The 19,187-nt window shown below is 59.0% G+C and carries 15 protein-coding genes; 7 read left to right on the top strand and 8 right to left on the bottom strand.

The features are described 5' to 3' along the window. Position 1: 1 nt before the first annotated feature. The 4 genes from gatB to pepN all read right to left on the bottom strand — a co-directional run bounded on the left by gatB (position 2) and on the right by pepN (position 5,985). Complete coding sequence (gatB, locus tag AC2TDJ_RS15845; protein WP_480843578.1) at positions 2-1,513, bottom strand: Asp-tRNA(Asn)/Glu-tRNA(Gln) amidotransferase subunit GatB; 1,512 nt, start codon at positions 1,511-1,513, stop codon at positions 2-4. 113 nt (positions 1,514-1,626) lie between these two features. Then, on the bottom strand, positions 1,627-2,874 hold the full coding sequence (locus tag AC2TDJ_RS15840; RefSeq protein ID WP_480843576.1) for a hypothetical protein: 1,248 nt from the start codon (positions 2,872-2,874) through the stop codon (positions 1,627-1,629). A gap of 121 nt (positions 2,875-2,995) precedes the next feature. Beyond that, positions 2,996-3,436, bottom strand: coding sequence for a hypothetical protein (locus AC2TDJ_RS15835; RefSeq protein ID WP_480843575.1), 441 nt, complete (start codon positions 3,434-3,436; stop codon positions 2,996-2,998). After that, a complete protein-coding gene (gene pepN, locus AC2TDJ_RS15830; protein ID WP_480843573.1) occupies positions 3,433-5,985 on the bottom strand; it encodes an aminopeptidase N in 2,553 nt (850 codons plus the stop codon). Before pepN ends, AC2TDJ_RS15835 begins: the two co-directional genes overlap by 4 nt. A gap of 221 nt (positions 5,986-6,206) precedes the next feature. Between pepN and AC2TDJ_RS15825 the strand changes: the two genes are divergently transcribed. Together AC2TDJ_RS15825 and AC2TDJ_RS15820 are read left to right on the top strand one after the other, a co-directional pair. After that, a complete protein-coding gene (locus tag AC2TDJ_RS15825; RefSeq protein WP_480843571.1) occupies positions 6,207-8,342 on the top strand; it encodes a malate synthase G in 2,136 nt (711 codons plus the stop codon). A 67-nt stretch (positions 8,343-8,409) separates the two neighbouring features. After that, positions 8,410-8,835, top strand: coding sequence for a GlcG/HbpS family heme-binding protein (locus AC2TDJ_RS15820; protein ID WP_480843570.1), 426 nt, complete (start codon positions 8,410-8,412; stop codon positions 8,833-8,835). 5 nt (positions 8,836-8,840) lie between these two features. Here the strand turns inward: AC2TDJ_RS15820 and AC2TDJ_RS15815 are convergent, their stop codons facing one another. Continuing rightward, a complete protein-coding gene (locus AC2TDJ_RS15815; protein ID WP_480843568.1) occupies positions 8,841-9,626 on the bottom strand; it encodes a phosphatase PAP2 family protein in 786 nt (261 codons plus the stop codon). A 343-nt stretch (positions 9,627-9,969) separates the two neighbouring features. Between AC2TDJ_RS15815 and AC2TDJ_RS15810 the strand changes: the two genes are divergently transcribed. Then, positions 9,970-10,749 carry a gamma-glutamyl-gamma-aminobutyrate hydrolase family protein gene (locus AC2TDJ_RS15810; protein WP_480843566.1) on the top strand — a complete coding sequence of 260 codons (780 nt, stop codon included), beginning with the start codon at positions 9,970-9,972 and terminating at the stop codon, positions 10,747-10,749. Between the two features lie 46 nt (positions 10,750-10,795). Here the strand turns inward: AC2TDJ_RS15810 and AC2TDJ_RS15805 are convergent, their stop codons facing one another. Continuing rightward, positions 10,796-13,036 carry a xanthine dehydrogenase family protein molybdopterin-binding subunit gene (locus AC2TDJ_RS15805; protein WP_480843564.1) on the bottom strand — a complete coding sequence of 747 codons (2,241 nt, stop codon included), beginning with the start codon at positions 13,034-13,036 and terminating at the stop codon, positions 10,796-10,798. Positions 13,037-13,039: 3 nt separating this feature from the next. Continuing rightward, entirely contained in the window at positions 13,040-13,504 is a 465-nt protein-coding gene (locus AC2TDJ_RS15800; protein ID WP_480843561.1) for a (2Fe-2S)-binding protein, read from the bottom strand. Between the two features lie 99 nt (positions 13,505-13,603). On the opposite strand from AC2TDJ_RS15800, the gene AC2TDJ_RS15795 reads away from it, so the two are divergent. Further along, positions 13,604-14,182: a TetR/AcrR family transcriptional regulator gene (locus tag AC2TDJ_RS15795; protein WP_480843560.1), complete on the top strand. Its 579-nt coding sequence runs from the start codon at positions 13,604-13,606 to the stop codon at positions 14,180-14,182. Here AC2TDJ_RS15795 and kynU read toward each other — a convergent pair. Beyond that, positions 14,175-15,368, bottom strand: coding sequence for a kynureninase (gene kynU, locus AC2TDJ_RS15790; protein WP_480843558.1), 1,194 nt, complete (start codon positions 15,366-15,368; stop codon positions 14,175-14,177). The two genes, AC2TDJ_RS15795 and kynU, sit on opposite strands and share 8 nt — an antisense overlap. A gap of 194 nt (positions 15,369-15,562) precedes the next feature. Here kynU and AC2TDJ_RS15785 point away from each other — a divergent pair, with 194 nt between their 5' ends. The 3 genes from AC2TDJ_RS15785 (at position 15,563) to AC2TDJ_RS15775 (ending at position 19,183) form a co-directional block, all read left to right on the top strand. Continuing rightward, complete coding sequence (locus AC2TDJ_RS15785) at positions 15,563-16,012, top strand: methyltransferase family protein (protein WP_480843556.1); 450 nt, start codon at positions 15,563-15,565, stop codon at positions 16,010-16,012. Between the two features lie 131 nt (positions 16,013-16,143). Then, complete coding sequence (locus AC2TDJ_RS15780) at positions 16,144-17,715, top strand: Re/Si-specific NAD(P)(+) transhydrogenase subunit alpha (protein ID WP_480843554.1); 1,572 nt, start codon at positions 16,144-16,146, stop codon at positions 17,713-17,715. Positions 17,716-17,728: 13 nt separating this feature from the next. Further along, positions 17,729-19,183, top strand: a complete 1,455-nt coding sequence (locus AC2TDJ_RS15775) for an NAD(P)(+) transhydrogenase (Re/Si-specific) subunit beta (protein ID WP_480843551.1) — start codon at positions 17,729-17,731, stop codon at positions 19,181-19,183. Positions 19,184-19,187 lie beyond the last annotated feature (4 nt).

Raw genomic sequence — 19,187 nt, 5'->3', positions numbered from 1 at the left:
ATTACGATCCCAGTTTTTTGCTCACCAACTCGTTCACGGCCTTGGGGTTGGCCTTGCCGCCGGTTGCTTTCATCACCTGACCCACGAACCAGCCTGCCAGCTTCGGGTTCACCTTGGCCTTTTCGACCTGCGCCGGATTTGCCGCGATGATCTCGTCCAGTGCAGCCTCGATGGCACCGGTGTCGGTCACCTGTTTCATGCCGCGTTCTTCAACGATCTGCGCCGGGTCGCCGCCTTCGGTATAGACGATCTCGAACAGGTCCTTGGCGATTTTTCCCGAAATTGCGTCCGAGGCGATCAAGTCGATGATCCCACCCAACTGTGCCGGAGACACGGGGGACTCGGTGATGTCGTGGTCTTCTTTTTTCAGACGCCCAAACAGTTCGTTGATCACCCAGTTCGCAGCCAGCTTACCGTTACGGTTCTTGGCGACTTCTTCGAAATAGGCAGCCGATTCCACTTCGGCGGTCAGAACCGAAGCGTCATAGTCGGTCAGGCCAAACTCGGTGATGAAACGCGCTTTTTTTTCGTCCGGTAGTTCGGGCAACCGTGCAGCGATGTCGTCGACCCATGCCTGCTCGATCTCCAGTGGCAGCAGGTCGGGGTCGGGGAAATAGCGGTAATCATGCGCCTCTTCCTTGGATCGCATCGAGCGGGTCTCGCCCTTGTCCGGGTCGTACAGGCGGGTTTCCTGCTCGACCTCGCCACCGGCTTCAACGATGGCGATCTGGCGGCGGGCTTCGACCTCGATTGCTTGCTGGATGAACCGCATCGAGTTCATGTTCTTGATCTCGCAGCGGGTGCCCAGATGCGAGAAGTCCTGCGTTTCCTGATACTTCTCATACGCACCCGGCAGACAGATCGAGACGTTCACGTCCGCCCGCAGGTTACCATTTTGCATGTTGCCGTCGCAGGTGCCCAGATAGCGCATGATCTGGCGCAGCTTGGCGATATAGGCGGCGGCCTCTTCGGGGCCGCGGATGTCGGGGCGCGAGACGATCTCCATCAGGCAGACACCGGTCCGGTTCAAATCGACGAAGGACATATGCGGGTCCATGTCGTGGATCGATTTACCCGCGTCCTGCTCCATGTGGATGCGTTCGATCCGCACCATACGCGCGGTGCCGTCGCCCAATTCAACCAATACTTCTCCTTCACCCACAATCGGGTGGTAGAGCTGCGAGATCTGGTAACCCTGCGGCAGGTCAGGGTAGAAGTAGTTCTTGCGGTCGAAGGCCGATTTCAGGTTGATATCCGCTTTCAGGCCCAGCCCTGTGCGCACAGCCTGTTCGACACAAAATTCGTTGATCACCGGCAACATACCCGGCATTGCGGCATCCACGAAGGCCACGTTCGCGTTCGGCTCGGCCCCGAATTGGGTCGACGCGCCCGAGAACAGCTTGGCATTGGATGAGACCTGCGCATGTACTTCCATCCCGATCACCAGTTCCCAATCGTGCTTGGCCCCGGCGATGGTTTTCGGTTTGGGCATTTCGTAGGTCAGGTCGAGCATGGCGCGCCTCTTATCCGCAGAAGTCTAAGCCTGCGTATTAGGCCCGCCTGCCCAAAGGGGCAAGGGGGAATGGGCGCAAATAATGGAAATCCGGGTGCCGAGGGCGGGTGCGCTTAATTGCTGGAAAAATGCAGCCCAGAGGGCGTGAAGGTAACGCTTTTGCCGCTGCGCAGCTCATCGCGGAACAGATCTGCAATTGCCTGCAGGGCGTCACGGTGTCCACGCGCCGCGAAACGCTCGGGCGATTGGATGCGGATGCTGTTGTTGAACCCATCCGCCGCGTGGGCCCAGATCAGCGGGTGCAGCTCGGTCATATGATCCCGGATCAGCCAGTCGGCAGCTTCACGGATCTGCGACCGGGCAAGGTCAGCCTGATCGTTCAGGCCCTTACCTTTTTGCAGGGTGATTGCACAATAGGCAGCCAGCAGATTGATCATCTGCTGATCCGATCGCCGCGCGACGATGTCGTGCAGACCCTCAATGAAATACTCGACATCTACGCGCGCGCAGGCCACCGGATCCAATGCAATCGCGTCGAACTGAACCCAGGTGTAACCACCGGCGCCCCAGACATCCTGCGTGCGTGCAGCGTTCCGCAGGGCCTGAACCTCCAGTTCCTGATAGGTGCCGAACAGGCTGGGCAGAAGATGGCTGCCCATGGCGCGCATGTGTCGGTAATTGTTCGGATCCAGTGCGATCAGTTCCTCGAACTTGTCGGCCACACGGGTCTGAGCCCGGCTCTGGCCCGCAAGCAAGGCACATTCTGCTGCTGCAACCAACGGGCTGTCCGGTGCTGACGCACGGCAAGCGGGCAAAAGGGCAGCAGCCCGGTCAAAATGAGCGGCGCAGCGCGACCAGTGCTGCGGGTGCAACGACGTGTCTCGCGTTGTCCCGCGCCATGCCCAGGCCAAATCGATATGCGCCAGGGCGACGACAACACCAATCATCGGATCACCTGCGTGATCCTTCAATTCGGTCTCAAGCTCCGAGATTCCGCACAGCAGATCATAATCGGCGATGGCCGTACCTTGGGATAACGCATGTTCAACCGCCGTCACGACGTCAGCGCGGGCACCATAAGCCAGCAGGTCGGCGATAGGTTGTCCGCAGGGCGCGACTTTGCGCATCTGATCTGCGGCGCGCATTTCCTGTGACAACTCGGTCCACATGTCCTGGCGGGCCAGGTGGCGACCACGTTCAATCGCCTGACGGCCGACCACTTCGTCAGTTCCCGGTTTCGCAACCGGAATGTTCAGCTTTTCATAAAGAGGGGTGGTTTCATCCGGCATCATCGTCTGAGGCGTTTCGGAAGAAACTGAACCTGAAATGCGGGCGGACAATGCCTTGAATGACCTGAACATGGCGATACTCGAACAAAAAATTACAACGGGTCGAGCTTGGTAAGAATTCGTGGAAAATTCAAGAAATGCTGCGAATTCCTTCTGACTTGAGAACAAACTGGTGCATTTATGGCTGATCGTTTCAAAAAACCCGGAAATGGTGACGCTCCACAGCGAAACCTGCTTGCTGCAGGATGTCCTCAAACTGTCTGTGTGGTGGCAGCGACTCGTCCGGCAATCTCACACGTTTGCCGGACCGAAGGATGGCCGAGACACGGACCGAAAAATCCCAGCGGGTATCGAACCTGAACCGCTCGATCTCCTCGAATTCGAGCTCCCCCTGCCGACTGCCCGTGTACCAGTGAATGGTCTTGGGGCCCATTGAAAGGCCGGCGCTGGTGTCTCGCATAACGTCCAAAACGGCGGGAAGAGTCGGCAGTGCAAGCAGCGCCATCAGCCACCAGGCGGCATCCAGCAGGATCACCATGCCAATCAACACCGCGTATACGCAGATCAGGATTACAACCGTTTGTGATGAGCGGTTCCGGCGGATATAGGTGAAAGTGGTCAAATCGTCGGTCATGCGTCCAGAATGCGCGATACCATTTCGGTTGTATCCCGCGACAAATTTGGTGTTTCCGCAATGCGGGTCAGGTGTTCGCGCATCAGCGCCTGCCTGTCTGCGTCATATCGTTTCCACGTCTGGAACGCGCTGCACATCCGGGCGGTGGTCTGCGGGTTCACCGGGTCCAGTCGGATCAGCCAATCCGTCAGCAGCGTATAACCGGCACCGTCGCTGCGGTGGAATCCGGCGTGGTTCATCGCCAGCGATCCCATCAGCGCCCGAAAACGATTTGGGTTCTTCCAATTGAAGTCCGCATGAGTGGTCAGCTCGCGTGCAATTTCAACTGCGGCGTCAGGTTGAGCCATAGACACCTGCAGGGCAAACCACTTGTCCACCACCAGCCGGTCATGCTGCCATTGGTCATAGAACGCGGCCAGTTCCGTTTCGCCCTTGCCCGCGCGCAACAGGCAGGACAGGGAGGTCAGCTGCAAGGTCATGTTGTCCGCTGTGGCAAAGCCCTCGGCCGCCTTTACACCGCCATCCAGCCGCGTCGTCAGCGCTAATGCGGCGCTGCCCAGAGCACGCTTGCCCGACTGTTCGGCGTCGGGGCTGTATGGGGCATCCACGACTGTCTCTCCGTGCAGTCGCGGCAACAGGTCCTGAATATGCTGCGCCGTGGCCTGCCGTAATGTCTCGACCGCGGTCCAGATTGCCATCGGGTCTGGTATTTTGCCTTGCTGATGCAACTCGGCGGCCAGCTCAGATTGCGTCGGAAGGCCCAGCATCAATGCGCGATAAGCCGGGTCGTGGCTGTCATCGCGCAGCACGGCCAGAAGCCCGTCCAGATAATCAGCATTTGGCGCGGTGTCGTTCAGAATCATGCCAATCAACGCATCCTGAGCCAGCGAGCGCCCCGCCTGCCAGCGATTAAACGGATCGGTGTCATGTGCCAGCAGAAACGCGCGCTCTGCGCTGGACTGATCCTGTTCAACTATCACAGGCGCCGAGAATTCCCGCAGGATCGACGGCACAGGTTTGGCTGCGAGGCCGGTGAAGGTGAAACTCTGTTTGTCCTCCGTCAGTTCCAGAATCTCGGTCTCGCGCACTTCATTGCCGTTTGCGCCCAGCAATCCAACCGCCACGGGAATGACCTGAGGCAGCTTGTTCGGCTGTCCCGGTGTCGGCAGCGTTTTCTGGCTTAGGGTCAGCGTATACGTCCCGTCGTCCCAGTTGTCGGCCACGGAGATCCGCGGTGTTCCGGACTGGCTGTACCAGCGTTTGAACTGGCTCAGGTCACGCCCAGTCGTGTCCTCGAACACCTTCAGCCAGTCTTCGATGGTACAAGCCTGCCCGTCATGCCGGTCGAAATAGAGATCCAGCGCGCGCGCATACGCGTCATCGCCTACCAACCGCTTGAGCATGCCGATAACTTCGGCACCTTTTTCATAAACGGTCGAAGTGTAGAAGTTGTTGATTTCCTGAAAGCTCTCGGGCCGGACCGGGTGCGACAAGGGGCCGTTATCCTCGGGGAACTGGCGCGCCCGCAGGTCGATCACGTCGTGAATGCGTTTGACCGGTGCCGAGCGCATGTCCGAGGTGAACTGGGCGTCGCGGTACACTGTCAGCCCTTCTTTCAGGCACAGCTGGAACCAGTCGCGGCAAGTGATGCGGTTGCCGGTCCAGTTGTGGAAATATTCATGCGCGATGATCGCCTCGATCCTTTCGAAATTCGCATCGGTCGAGGTTTCAGGGCTGGCCAGAACCGCGGAAGAGTTGAAGATATTCAAACCCTTGTTCTCCATGGCCCCCATGTTGAAGTCATCCACGGCGACAATATTGAAAACGTCCAGATCATACTCGCGGCCATAGACGTCCTCGTCCCATTTCATCGACTTCTTCAGCGCCTCCATACCGAAGGCGCATTTGCCTTCGTCACCGGGGCGAACCCAGAGATTCAGTTCGATTTCACGACCCGATCGTGTCGTGAACCGGTCCGAGTGTGCGACAAGCTCACCGGCGACCAGCGCAAACAGATAGGCGGGCTTTGGCCATGGATCGCTCCATTCGGCCCAGCCGTCGCCGCTGCCGGTCGGGTTGCCGTTCGAGAGCAGAACCGGCAGATCCCCGTTGATGCGAACTGCAAAGGTGGACATAACATCGGGCCGGTCGGGATAGTATGTGATCTTGCGGAAGCCTTCCGCTTCGCACTGCGTGCAATACATACCGTTCGACATGTATAGACCTTCGAGCGCGGTATTGTTCCCGGGGTCAATCTCGACCTCGGCCTCCCAGACAAACGGGCCATCCGGCGCTGCGACCGTCAACCCCTTGTCGGTGACCTCGGGGGCAACCTCGATCCCGTTGATTGATGCCCGGATCAGTTTCAGGTCTTCGCCGTGCAGGAAAAACGTCTTGTCCGTGGCTTCGGGATTTGGGCGGAATGCGATGCGCGACGTTACCCGAGTCGCGTTTGGTGCAAGGTCAAACGTCAGATGCACGCTGTCGACCACATAGCCGAAAGGCGTGTAGTCCTTGAGGTAAATGGTGGTGGGGGCAGCGTCGCGCATCAGGGGCCTCGCATCGGTTGTTGCTGGCGCGACGTTATGGGCTCTGATCCGGGGCTGCAAGCCGTGCATCAGAGGTGCGATGTTTTGTTTTGGGGACGTTCGTATCGCGGATTGACCTAACGGATTTCCTGCGAACCGGCGCATGCCGAGTTGTCTATTGGAAACTTTCATCCTAATTCAGGTCAGCATACAGTGGCACACAATCGCGGGAGAGGGCGAACATGAGCGGCAGAGAAACCCGGAACGGGCTGCAGATTGCCTGGGAACTGGCGGATTTCATCGAAAGCCGGGCCTTGCCGGGTACGGGTATACCGACCGAAGCATTCTGGAGCGGTCTGGCCCGCATGGTTGAAGAGCTTGGGCCGAAGAACCGGGAATTGCTGGCGAAGCGGGCCGATATTCAGGGCCGTATCGACGGCTGGCACCTCGCGCGCAAAGGACAAGCGCACGATGCGTCCGCTTACGAGGCTTTTTTGCGCGACATTGGGTATCTGGTCGAGGAAGGAGCGGACTTTCAAATTGAAACCGCTAATGTCGATCCCGAGATTGCCCTGACCCCCGGTCCGCAACTGGTCGTGCCGATCACCAACGCGCGCTTTGCCCTGAATGCAGCCAATGCCCGTTGGGGCAGCCTGTACGATGCGCTTTATGGCACGGATGCGATGGGCGATCTGCCTTCTGGCGAGGGCTACGATGAGATACGCGGTGCCCGCGTTGTTGCATGGGCCAAGTCCTTTCTCGATGAAGCGGTTCCATTGGCTGAAGGCTCGTGGGCTGACGTAACAGGTTTGACTGTCAGGGATGGTGTCTTAACACCCGCCTTGGCAGATACCGGCAAGTTCGTTGGATTCGGTGGCAAAGCCGAAACGCCGGACTTCGTGCTGCTCCGGAATAACGGCCTGCACATTCAGATCATACTGGATCCGTCCAGCAGAATCGGGGCGTCCGACCCGGCGGGCATTGCGGATGTACGACTGGAGGCGGCGTTGTCCACGATCATGGATTGCGAAGACTCCGTCGCCTGTGTCGATGCCGCCGACAAAGTCGTGGCCTATGCCAATTGGCTGGGGTTGATGAAGGGCGATCTGACCGAGGAAGTGACCAAGAATGGAACGACCTTCACCCGCAGACTGTCGGATGATCTGAGCTACACATCCGCCGAGGGAGAAACCGCCACGCTCAAAGGCCGGTCGCTGATGCTGGTGCGGAATGTGGGCCATCTGATGACCAATCCCGCGGTTCTGGATGCCAAGGGCAATGAGATCGGCGAGGGGCTGATGGATGCGCTGTGCACCACCCTGATCGCCATGCATGACCTGAAGCGGGACGGCGGCAACTCGGTCGCAGGATCGGTCTATGTCGTGAAACCCAAGATGCATGGGCCCGAGGAAGTCGCGTTCTCGGTCGAGGTATTCGACATGGTCGAAGACATTCTTGGCCTGCCGCGCAATACCGTGAAGCTGGGCATCATGGATGAGGAGCGCCGGACCTCGGTGAACCTCAAGGAATGCATTCGTGCCGCAAAGTCGCGCGTGGCCTTCATCAACACCGGGTTCCTTGACCGGACGGGGGATGAAATCCATACCTCGATGGAAGCCGGGCCAATGCTGCCCAAGGGCGACATCAAGGACACGCCCTGGATTACATCCTACGAGGATCGCAACGTCGATATCGGTCTGGCCTGCGGTCTGAAAGGCAAGGCGCAGATCGGCAAGGGCATGTGGGCGATGCCGGACCGGATGGGTGAAATGCTGGAGGTCAAAATTGGCCACCCATTGTCGGGCGCAACCTGCGCTTGGGTGCCGTCGCCAACAGCCGCGACACTGCACGCGACGCATTACCACAAGGTTGACGTCCTAGCGCGGCAGGACGAAATCGCTGCTGGTGGTGCACGCGGCACGCTGGATGATCTGCTGACCATCCCGCTGCTGGGCGGTCGCAATCTTCGTGCCGAGGAAATCACACGCGAGGTTGAAAACAACGCACAGGGCATTTTGGGTTACGTGGTACGCTGGGTCGATCAGGGCGTCGGATGCTCGAAAGTGCCCGACATCAATGATATCGGCCTGATGGAGGATCGCGCGACCTGCCGGATTTCGTCACAGGCACTGGCCAACTGGCTGCACCACGATGTGGTCGATGAAGCACAGGTAATGGCAGCGTTAAGGAAGATGGCTGCTGTCGTCGACCATCAGAATGCAAGCGATCCGGCTTATGTTCCGATGTCGCCTGATTTCAATGGAGTTGCCTTTCAGGCGGCATGCGATCTGGTCTTCAAGGGGCGGGTGCAGCCTTCGGGTTACACCGAACCGATCCTGCATGAGCGACGGTTGGAATTCAAGGCAAGTCGGACGTAGAACACCAAAGGCGGAGGGTGCATGCCCTCCGCCCCAATTCGATAATGCAAACGCAAAAGGACACGACATGGCGGTTTCACTGCGCAAGGCCCGGACGATCATCCGCAAAACCCTTGAAAAGGGGCGTGAGATGGAACTGAAACCCCTGTCGGTCGTCGTGCTGGATGCAGGTGGTCATGTCATCGCTTTCGAGCGTGAAGACGGTGCCGCACCTGGCCGGTTCTCGATTGCGCACGGCAAAGCCTATGGTTCGGTCATGCTGGGTATGGCCGGTACGGCGCAAATGCAGCGGGCAGAGGGTCAGGCCTATTTCATGGCGGCGTTGAATGGCGTTTACGGCGGGCAGGTCATCCCGGTTCCGGGTGGAGTGTTGCTGCATGACCGCAAAGGCGCCGTAATCGGAGCCGTAGGTGTGACCGGAGACACTTCGGACAATGATGCCGCCGCAGCTATGGCAGGGATCGAGGCCGCAGGGCTGACAGGCGAGGTCTGAGGGTCTTATTGGTGCTTATCTGCGGGGCGGTCAAACCACGGGCGCGCCGCAATCCATGACGAAACAGCGAACACCGCAACACCGCCAGCCATGTCCGTCAGGTGATGGCCGCCATGCGACAGAATTGCCGGGATCATGACGACATTCAGGGCGAGTGCCGGCAAGAACAATACCGTGCCGCGCAGATACCAGACGACCAACAACGCCATCACCGTATGATAGGACGGGAAGGCAATGGTACCGACGATATCCGAAGGCGAAATCACAGTAAGCCCCTGATCGGCCAGCATACGCAAAGTTGAGGCATAAGCGCTGTTGGTAACCAGGCGAATGGAATCCTCAAGCCCCGCCGGCAGGGAGTAGAATACCGAAGGACCGACGCTGGGCGCCAGCCACCAGATAAACGTAGTCAACAGCAGGCTGATGCTGCCGGCCAGCAAAACCTGGTCGAGAGGGCCCGAGTATCCTGCCAGGGAGAGAAAGCCAATCATTACAAATAACTGCGGCAAAGAGCTGTGGTAAACGTAACTGAGCGTAAATCCGATCCATGGATTGGCTGCGACATGTTCAACAAAGACGGGCCAGGAATAGCCAACCAACGCATCTGCCTGTATGAGCCACTTGTCAAAGGCAAGTTCCGAGATCGGAAACCTCAGATAGATGAGCAGCGTCGTTATTCCGGTAAACCCCAGAAACACACTGTTAGCGATGGCCAGTTTCGCGATCCTGGGCTGGTTTTTGAATCGGCGGATGTAAACTCCGGCCGCAAACAATCCCAGGGTTGGAGCCAAGCTAATTGCAAACGCCCACCATGCTATTGGCTGCGATTTCATTGCGGATAGAACAAAACTCAGCGCAGCCATAAAAACCAGAGTCGCCGCAAGAAAGGCCTCTGGGCGGTTCAGCGTCGCTGGAGGCGTACACTGAACGGACTTATTCGCGCTGGCCGTTACGGTCATTGTAATAACTCGAAAAGCTCTCCTCTAGTCTCATTCCACCAAATTTGGGGCATATCTTTGGCACGGCTGTGCAGATGTTGAGAAATTCACAGAGCAAGCTGCGCCCATGCACTTTGAAAAAACTCGCGAATTTGGCATTAAGGTTCGAGCAGTTAGAGAATTAGGAGAGAATTAGATGGTGCGCCCGATCGTTGGAATAATCGGTAACTCCTATCTGATGAACGATCAGTATCCGACCCACGCGGGCGGTACGATGAATTCGGACGCCATTTCCAACGTCTCGGACTGTATCCCATTGCTGATCCCGGCCGATCCGCGTTTTGTTTCGGTAGAGGAACTGCTGGCAGTCTGCGACGGTTTCCTGCTGACAGGCGGGCGCCCGAATGTTCACCCCGAAGAATATGGTGAAGCCGCAACAGCTGCGCACGGCGATTTTGACCGGGCGCGCGATGCGATCACCCTGCCTCTGGTGCGGGCCTGCGCCCAACGTGGCCAGCCCTTTTTCGGGATTTGCCGAGGGTTCCAGGAAGTCAATGTTGCCTTGGGTGGGACTTTGTACCCGGAAATCCGTGACCTGCCGGGGCGGCAGAACCATCGGATGCCGCCAGATGGAACGTTGGAAGAGAAATTCGCCCTGCGCCATGTCGTGTCATTGACGGAAGGAGGGGTTTTCCACGGGTTGTTTGGCGCACGCGAGGTGATGACCAACACCTTGCACGGGCAGGGGATCAAGACGGTTGGGCAGAACATCGTCGTCGACGGGTACGCACCGGACGGCACGCCCGAAGCAATCTACATCAAGGATGCGCCCGGTTTCACTCTATCCGTGCAGTGGCACCCGGAATGGGATGCGGCCAATGACCCCGTGTCCCGCCCCCTGTTCGAAGCTTTTGGCGACGCAGTGCGTTCCTGGAATAGTTGCAAGGGCAAAGCTCAATTGAAGCGATCGGCCTGATCGCGGCAAACGAACCGACCCAACAACGGACCGGTTCGTCAAAACTTCAAACCAGCAAGTTGAACTGCTTGTTCAGTGGCAACACGCGAGCGCGCTCGCCCGTCAGGTCGAACAAGGCGTTTCCAAGCGCGGGCATGGATGGCGGAGTGCCGGGCTCGCCTGCGCCGCCCATATGCTTGTTGGTTTCCAGCACCCGGACCTCGGTCACAGGGGTGGTGTGCATGCGCAGGGCGTCGTAGTCGGGGAAGTTGAATTGCTCGACCTCGCCATCGCTGAACGTGATCTCGCCATGGGCGGCAGCGGACAGACCGTAGATCATGCCGCTGATCATCTGAGCTTCGACCGTGGCCGGATCCAGCGCCAGACCCATGTCGCAAGCAATCCAGGCCTTGTTGATGCGAATAGTGCCATCTTCATCCACTACTTCGATCACCTGCGCGACAGGCGTGCCGAAGCTGTAGGTCAGTGCCACTCCGCGTCCGACACCGTCGGGTGTCTTGCCGGTCCAGCCGGACATTTCCTTTACGGCCTGAAGACAGCCGGCCGACGGGGCATGCTCACTGCTGGCGAGTTCCAGCCGGAACTCCAGCGGGTCTCGACCGGCGGCATGGGCCATCTCGTCCATAAATGTTTCGTGGAAGAACCCGTTGTGGCTGTTGCCGACCGAACGCCAGAAGCCAACCGGAACCTGCAGGTCCGCGATGTGGCCGCTGATCCTGTAATTCGGCACGGCATAAGGTTGGTTGAACAACCCCTCGACCAGCACCTTGTCGGGGCCGCCGCCTGCCATTCCGGTCACGCGTTCAACGGCCTGATGTGTGCAGGATTGCGATGCGACCTTGCCATCAATCAGCACGGCCTTGCCATCCTTGACCGCGCCACGCATCCGGGCCATCGCGCCGGGGCGGTAAAAGTCGTGGCGCATGTCTTCTTCGCGGCTCCAGGTGGTCTGGACCGGGGTTCCCGGCATCGCCATGGCGACGTGTGTGGCAATCACGCCAAAGTCGAATTCGCCGCGCCGTCCGAACCCGCCACCGAGGTAGGTGGTGTGCACCTCGACCGCTTCGGTGTCCAGATTTGCGGCCCGGGCGATTTTCATCTGCATGAAGGTCGGCGCCTGGTTGCCGCCCCAGAATTCCAGCCGGTCGCCGGAAATTAGCGCTGTTGCGTTCATCGGCTCCATGGTGGCATGGGCCAGATAAGGAACGGAGTATTCCGCGGTGATTTCAGTTGCCCCATCAGGCAATGCTTCGACGTCGCCATCGTCGCGCATGGTCGAATTGGGTTCGTCGTCAAATGCCTTGGCAATCTGCTCGAATAAGCCATCCGTCTCTGGCGGGTAGGGCGCTTCGCCCCAATCCACGTCGATTGCCTCGACCGCCTGCATGGCCAGCCAGGTGTTGCTGGCAATGACAGCGACACCTGTGCCAAGGTCGACGACCTTTTCCACGCCGGGCATGTTTTCCGCCGCGCTGGCATCGAAACCGTTCATTTGGCCGCCCAGTTTGGGGTTCATGCGGACCGATGCGAATTTTAAGCCCTCGGGCCGAACGTCAATTCCAAATTCGGCCGTGCCCGTCGACTTGCCCGGGATGTCTATGCGCGGCTGGGATTGGCCCAACAGACGCCAGTTGGTGGGATCGCGCAGTTCGACCTCGGGCGGCTCGACCTGACCCGCCGCTTCGGCGAGATCCGTGTACGGGATGCGTGTCCCGTCCGGGGCAATCACCGCGCCATTTTCGGTCTTCAATTGCGCGCGGTCCACGCCCAGTTGGTTCGCGGCGGCCTGTTTCAGCGTCTCGCGGGCGGTGGCGCCAGCCATCCTCATCCGCTCGAACCCATCTTTCATCGATGTCGACCCACCGGTGACGTGAAGGCTTAGGACCTTGCCGATCACGCCCAGAGCCTCGGCCAGATTGTGCTGGAAGTCTGTGACGTCATAGCCCTTGTTCGGCAGACCTTCCCCAATCATGGCCGTATTGTAGTAGGCCGCTGCCGCCGGGCCGTGCAGCACGCGGATCTGGTCGAGTTCGACATCCAACTCTTCCGCTATCAGGGCGGCCCAGGTGGTCATCACGCCCTGGCCCATTTCCGCACGCGGCGCGAACAAGGTAACGCCCTGCTGATCAATCAGAACAAAGGGGCTCAGTGCAGTCTCGCCCTTGCCTGGCTTCAGCGGGTTGGCTGCGGGTCGGGTAACGTAATAGGCGCCGAAGGCCACACCGCCCACGATTGCGGCCGATCCGATCAGGAATGTGCGGCGCAGGATTTTTCCGATGCTTGCCATGGCTCAGACCTCCTTCAGCTTGGCTGCGGCGTCGTGAATGGCGGCGCGGATGCGGGGATAGGTACCGCAGCGGCACAGATTGCCCTGCATCGCTTCATCGATATCGGCATCGGTCGGGGTCGGGTTAGTCGACAGCAAGGCAGCTGCCTGCATGATCTGACCAGACTGGCAGTAGCCACATTGCGCGACCTGGTTGTCGACCCAGGCCTGTTGGATCGTTGCCATTGCGTCTGGCGTACCCAGCCCTTCGATTGTCGTCACGTCGCCCCAGACATCTGACAGCGCCACCTGACACGATCGCACGGCCTCGCCATCAATGTGAACGGTGCAAGACCCGCAGGCGGCAACGCCGCAGCCGAATTTGGTCCCTGTCAGGCCGACCTCGTCGCGCAGGACCCACAATAAGGGAACATCATCAGGCAGATCGACCTGATGGGTTTTTCCGTTGATCGATAGGGTGGTCGCCATGGCGCACCTCTCTTGGCTGTGGCTGGTTTCTGACATAATTAATGCAAAGTGTCAGGTTGTCAATTGACAAAAATAACAAAAACTGTCAGGGGTTCAGATATGACAAATGCTAGCGAAGATCCCAGGCAGGCCGCGATTCTGAATTCGGCATTTCAAGCCTTTGCGACCTATGGTTTTCGGAAAACCTCGATGGATGACATTGCCAAGGGGGCCGGGATGTCTCGGCCTGCTGTGTATCTGCATTACAAGAACAAAGAGGCGATCGTTCGCGAACTGACCCGGCTGTATTACGAACAAAAGACCGCTTTGGTGACGCAGGCCCTCACCGGTGATGGAACCGTACCGGGTATTCTGGCCCGGGCGATTCAGGCGCAATCCGAAGGGATGGCAGAAATCCTTGCCTCGCCCCACGGGCTTGAAATGCTGGACACCACCAAATCCATGTCTACCGACATTGTTCAGGACGGAGAGGGCAAACTGACACGCCTTTATGCGGACTGGCTGCGGCGCGAAGATGCCGCCGGTCGCGTACATCTCCCTGTCGGGCCGGATGAAACCGCCGGCACGATTACCGCGGCCCTGAAGGGCATCAAGATGACCGCCTCAGGCGCCGAAGAGTTCGAACAGAGGATTTCTCAACTGGCAGCGCTGCTTGGTGCCGGGTTGGAGCTCAGGTAACACGCTGTCGGATCTTGTATTCCGGTTTGTCCCATAACTTGTTGCCGATGATGTCAGCCAGAATCTCAACGGCCTGTTTCACGTCGCTTTCGTCGATATAGAGCGGTGTGAACCCGAACCGCATGATATCGGGCGCGCGGAAGTCTCCGATCACGCCGCGCTCGATCAGAGCCTGCATGGCGGCGTATCCTTCTGCAAAGCGGAATGAAATCTGGCTGCCGCGCTGGTGAGGGTCGCGCGGGCTGGCCAGTTCCAATTCGGGGCAGGAGGCTTCTACACCCGTGACGAACAGTTCGGTCAATTCGATGGATTTGGCCCTCACGTCGGCCATGTCGGCCATATCCCAGATGTCCATCGCAGAAGACAACGCCGTCATTTGGATCACCGGTGGGGTGCCGACCCGCATCCGTTCGATCCCGGCGCCGGGTCGGTAATCAAGGTCAAAAGCAAAGGGCGCTTCGTGCCCCAGCCAACCGGATAGCGCCGGACGCACCCGCTCGGACAGGCGCGGCGCTACATAGATGAACGCTGGCGCGCCGGGACCTCCGTTGAGGTACTTATATGTACAACCGACGGCAAAATCCGCGTTGCATCCGGACAGGTCCACAGGAATTGCACCGGCCGAGTGTGCCAGGTCCCAAACCGTCACCACGCCATTGGCATGGGCCAGTTCGGTCAGCGCTTTCATGTCATGCATGCGCCCGGTGCGGTAATCGACCTCGGTCAGCATCAGAACGGCGACCTCTTCAGTGATGTGCGAGGCGACATCCTCCGGCTCGACCACGCGCAACTCGTAGTCAGCCCCCAGCGACCGCAGCAACCCATCAGCCATATAGAGATCAGAAGGGAAGTTGCCATTGTCTGACAAGACCACCTTGCGTTCCGGATTAAGTTCCAGCGCCGAGGCTACGGCCTGATAGACCTTGATCGACAGAGTATCGCCGACGACAACACTTCCCGGTTCGGCCCCGATCAACCGGCCGATCCGGTCGCCAAGACCGGTCGGCAGAGCCATCCATCCGGCCTTGTTCCATCCGGTGATCAGCATCTCTCCCCATTCAAGGCTCACCATCTCCCGAACTCTTGCGTCCGTTGCCTTGGGAAGAGGGCCCAGAGAATTCCCGTCCAGGTAAATCATGCCTTCAGGCAGGTGGAACATTGCCTTGGTTTTGCTGAAATCGGTCATGGAGTCTCGTGCGTTTGTATGGACAGGTTGGAATTCTCACTGGCGTATCTGATCCTTCCGGGCCTGTCCATCTGTGTACCGGCCGCCGATCGCACGGGCTGCGACACCCTGAGCTTTTGCCTTCGCACCCAGAAAGCGGTAGGACATGACACGAAAGCGACATGCTTTTCGAGATGTTGCGACAGGAGGAAGACATGCGCAGGATCGATATCCCGCCCGTCTGGCTGATCGGCTTTGCGCTAATTGCCTGGTTGCAGGGTCGAATGCTGCCGTTTGGATTATCGCTGAAAGGCGCCGTAACCGACTTGCTCAGCGGCTTGCTGATTGGTGCCGGGATCGTTTTGGCAATTATGGCGATTGTCGAGTTCCGGCGGCACCGCACAACCGTGATCCCGCACGAAACGCCTTCGGCCATGGTACAGTCAGGGATTTACAAGCGCAGTCGCAACCCAATCTATCTCGGTGATGTGTTGATCCTGGCCGGGCTCATCCTGCGCTTTGATGCGGTGCTGTCGCTGGTTCTGATACCCGTATTCGTCTGGGTGTTGGAGCGCCGTTTTATCGTACCGGAAGAAGACCGGTTACGCCGAACCTTCCGGGCGGATTTTGCCCGGTACGAACGCCAAACACGTCGATGGATCTGAGGCTGTGAGATTTTTGACACAACGTAAAAATTGCTGCGCTTGCGAAACAATCTTTCGCGAGATAAATCAAGTCTTGGCGAAGAATTCAAACCACCTGCGCGAACAGACCGAAAATTAGGGGGACTGCACCGTTGAAGATAGGCACACCGAAGGAGATTTTTGACGGGGAGAACCGGGTGGCGATGACACCGGACTCGGCGCGTCAATTGCAAAAACTGGGCTATGATTGCCTGATTGAAAAGGGCGCCGGTGCGGCGGCTGGGTTTTCGGACGCAGCGTATAAGGAAGCCGGTGTCGAGGTTGTAAAAACCGCGGCGGCCCTGTGGAAGGCGGCTGATATCATCGCCAAGGTGCGCCAACCCAACGAAACCGAACTGAAGCGTCTGACCAAGGGCAAGACGCTGATCTCGTTCTTCAATCCGGCCGGGAATGAAGAGGGGATGGAACTGGCCAAATCCAAGGGCGCAAACGTGATCGCCATGGAGATGGTGCCGCGTATTTCCCGTGCGCAGAAGATGGACGCTCTGTCTTCGATGGCGAATATCGCCGGTTACCGTGCGGTGATCGAAGCGGGCAACAACTTTGGGCGCTTCTTCACCGGTCAGGTGACGGCAGCCGGTAAGGTGCCGCCTGCCAAGGTGCTGATCGTTGGCGCCGGTGTGGCCGGTCTGGCCGCGATCGGGACCTCGACCTCGCTGGGGGCAATCACCTATGCGTTCGACGTGCGCCCCGAAGTTGCCGAGCAGGTCGAATCCATGGGCGCCGAGTTCGTCTATCTGGACTTCGAAGAAGAACAGCAGGACGGCGCGGCCACGGGCGGCTATGCCTCGGTCCAGTCGGAAGAGTTCCGCAACGCCCAACTGGCCAAGTTCCGCGAGCTTGCTCCGGAAATGGACATCGTGATCACCACCGCCCTGATCCCCAATCGCCCGGCGCCCAAGCTGTGGCTTGAGGATATGGTCAAGGCGATGAAGCCGGGCTCGGTCATCGTTGACCTCGCTGCCGAACGGGGCGGCAACGTCGAGGGCACCGTGCCGGACGAAAAGGTCGTGACCCCGAATGGGGTGACCATCATCGGCTATACCGATTTCCCAAGCCGGATGGCGGCGCAGTCGTCGTCGCTCTATGCCACCAACATCCGCCATATGATGACGGACCTGACGCCTGAAAAGGATGGCAAGGTCAATCATGACATGGAAGACGATGTGATCCGTGGTTCGACCGTGACATACGAGGGCGAGATCACCTTCCCGCCGCCGCCGCCCAAGGTGCAGGCGATTGCGACGCAGAAAAAGCCCGAGGTCAAGGAACTGACCGCGGAAGAAAAGAAGGCGCAGGAGCTTGCTGCCTTCAAGGCACAGACCAAACAGCAGTTCACCTTGTTGGGGGTCGGCGGTGCACTGATGCTGTTGGTGGGGCTGGTGGCTCCGGCCAGCTTCATGCAGCACTTCATCGTCTTCGTGCTGGCCATTTTTGTGGGCTTCCAGGTGATCTGGAACGTCTCGCACAGCTTGCACACTCCGCTGATGGCGATCACCAACGCGATCTCGTCGATCATTATCGTTGGGGCCTTGATGCAGATTGGGTCGGGGTCGTTCCTGGTTATTCTGCTGGCGGCACTGTCCGTGTTCATGGCCGGGATCAACATCTTCGGCGGCTTCCTCGTAACCCGGCGCATGCTTGCCATGTTCCAGAAATCTTAAGGAGGCCGGGCACATGGAATTTGGCTTCACTACTGCCGCCTATGTCGTTGCGGCTGTCCTTTTCATCCTTTCACTCGGCGGTCTGTCGAACCAGGAAAGCGCCAAACGCGCGGTCTGGTACGGCATCGTCGGTATGGCGCTGGCGGTCTTTGCCACGCTGGTTGGCCCTGGTGCGGGGCGGTGGCTGTTGTCGCTGCTGTTGATCGCTGGCGGTGGCATGATCGGTCAATATGTGGCGCAGCGCGTTCAGATGACCGAGATGCCGCAGCTTGTGGCCGCGATGCACTCGCTTGTTGGTCTGGCGGCTGTGTTCGTCGGCTTCAATGCGCATTTTGAAGTTCTGAACGTCGCCGAAGTGATGGCGGTCTCGGACGCATCGAAAGAAGTGCTGTACACCGGTCTCGGAGGGTTTGCCCAACTGATCGCCAAGAAAACCCCGGCGGAACTGTCGATCCTGCATGTGGAACTGTTCCTGGGCGTCTTTATCGGTGCCATCACCTTTACTGGCTCGGTCGTGGCCTATGGCAAGCTGGCTGGCAAGGTGACGTCTGCGGCAACCAAACTGCCCGGTGGCCATGCGCTGAACGCGGCAGCGGCCGGATTGTCGCTGATCTGCCTGATCTGGTACACCGCCTCGGGCGGCTTCTTCCCGCTGTTCCTGATGACGCTGGCGGCGCTGTTCATCGGCTATCACCTGATCATGGGCATCGGCGGCGCCGACATGCCGGTGGTTGTGTCGATGCTGAACAGCTACTCGGGCTGGGCGGCGGCTGCCATTGGCTTTAGCCTTGGCAACGACCTGCTGATCGTTGTGGGCGCACTGGTGGGCTCGTCCGGTGCGATCCTGTCCTACATCATGTGCAAGGCGATGAACCGCCACTTTGTCAGCGTGATCCTGGGCGGCTTTGGTGGCCCGCAAGGTGAACAGATGGCTGTTGAAGGTGAGCAGGTGGCCATCGACGCCGACGGCGTGGCCGCAGCCCTGAATGACGCCGACAGCATTATCATCATCCCGGGCTACGGAATGGCTGTGGCGCAGGCACAGCAGTCGGTCTCCGAACTGGTGCGCAAATTGCGTGCCAAGGGCAAAGAGGTGCGCTTTGCGATCCACCCTGTTGCGGGTCGTCTGCCCGGCCATATGAACGTTCTGTTGGCCGAGGCGAAGGTGCCCTACGACATCGTTCTGGAAATGGACGAGATCAACGAGGATTTCCCGGACACGGATGTGGCCATCGTCATCGGTTCGAATGACATCGTGAACCCGGCCGCACAGGAAGACCCCAACAGCCCCATCGCCGGCATGCCGGTTCTGGAATGCTGGAAGGCCAAGCAGGTGTTCGTGTCCAAGCGCGGTCAGGGCACCGGGTATTCGGGCATCGAAAACCCGCTGTTCTTCAAGGAGAACACACGCATGTTCTATGGCGATGCAAAGCAGTCGCTCGACAAACTGTTGCCGATGATCGACTGATCAG

This window comes from Ruegeria sp. HKCCD6647-2, from assembly GCF_057221075.1.
This window is presented reverse-complemented; position numbering and strand designations above follow the sequence as displayed.

Bases quoted from the DNA above. Each gene is read 5' to 3' on its own strand.
- AC2TDJ_RS15835 (WP_480843575.1), bottom strand. From the start codon at position 3,436: ATGACCGACGATTTGACCACTTTCACCTATATCCGCCGGAACCGCTCA.
- pepN (WP_480843573.1), bottom strand. From the start codon at position 5,985: ATGCGCGACGCTGCCCCCACCACCATTTACCTCAAGGACTACACGCCT.
- AC2TDJ_RS15810 (WP_480843566.1), top strand. From the start codon at position 9,970: ATGGTGCGCCCGATCGTTGGAATAATCGGTAACTCCTATCTGATGAAC.
- gatB (WP_480843578.1), bottom strand. From the start codon at position 1,513: ATGCTCGACCTGACCTACGAAATGCCCAAACCGAAAACCATCGCCGGG.
- AC2TDJ_RS15800 (WP_480843561.1), bottom strand. From the start codon at position 13,504: ATGGCGACCACCCTATCGATCAACGGAAAAACCCATCAGGTCGATCTG.
- AC2TDJ_RS15840 (WP_480843576.1), bottom strand. From the start codon at position 2,874: ATGTTCAGGTCATTCAAGGCATTGTCCGCCCGCATTTCAGGTTCAGTT.
- AC2TDJ_RS15775 (WP_480843551.1), top strand. From the start codon at position 17,729: ATGGAATTTGGCTTCACTACTGCCGCCTATGTCGTTGCGGCTGTCCTT.
- AC2TDJ_RS15825 (WP_480843571.1), top strand. From the start codon at position 6,207: ATGAGCGGCAGAGAAACCCGGAACGGGCTGCAGATTGCCTGGGAACTG.
- AC2TDJ_RS15795 (WP_480843560.1), top strand. From the start codon at position 13,604: ATGACAAATGCTAGCGAAGATCCCAGGCAGGCCGCGATTCTGAATTCG.
- AC2TDJ_RS15805 (WP_480843564.1), bottom strand. From the start codon at position 13,036: ATGGCAAGCATCGGAAAAATCCTGCGCCGCACATTCCTGATCGGATCG.
- AC2TDJ_RS15785 (WP_480843556.1), top strand. From the start codon at position 15,563: ATGCGCAGGATCGATATCCCGCCCGTCTGGCTGATCGGCTTTGCGCTA.
- AC2TDJ_RS15820 (WP_480843570.1), top strand. From the start codon at position 8,410: ATGGCGGTTTCACTGCGCAAGGCCCGGACGATCATCCGCAAAACCCTT.
- kynU (WP_480843558.1), bottom strand. From the start codon at position 15,368: ATGACCGATTTCAGCAAAACCAAGGCAATGTTCCACCTGCCTGAAGGC.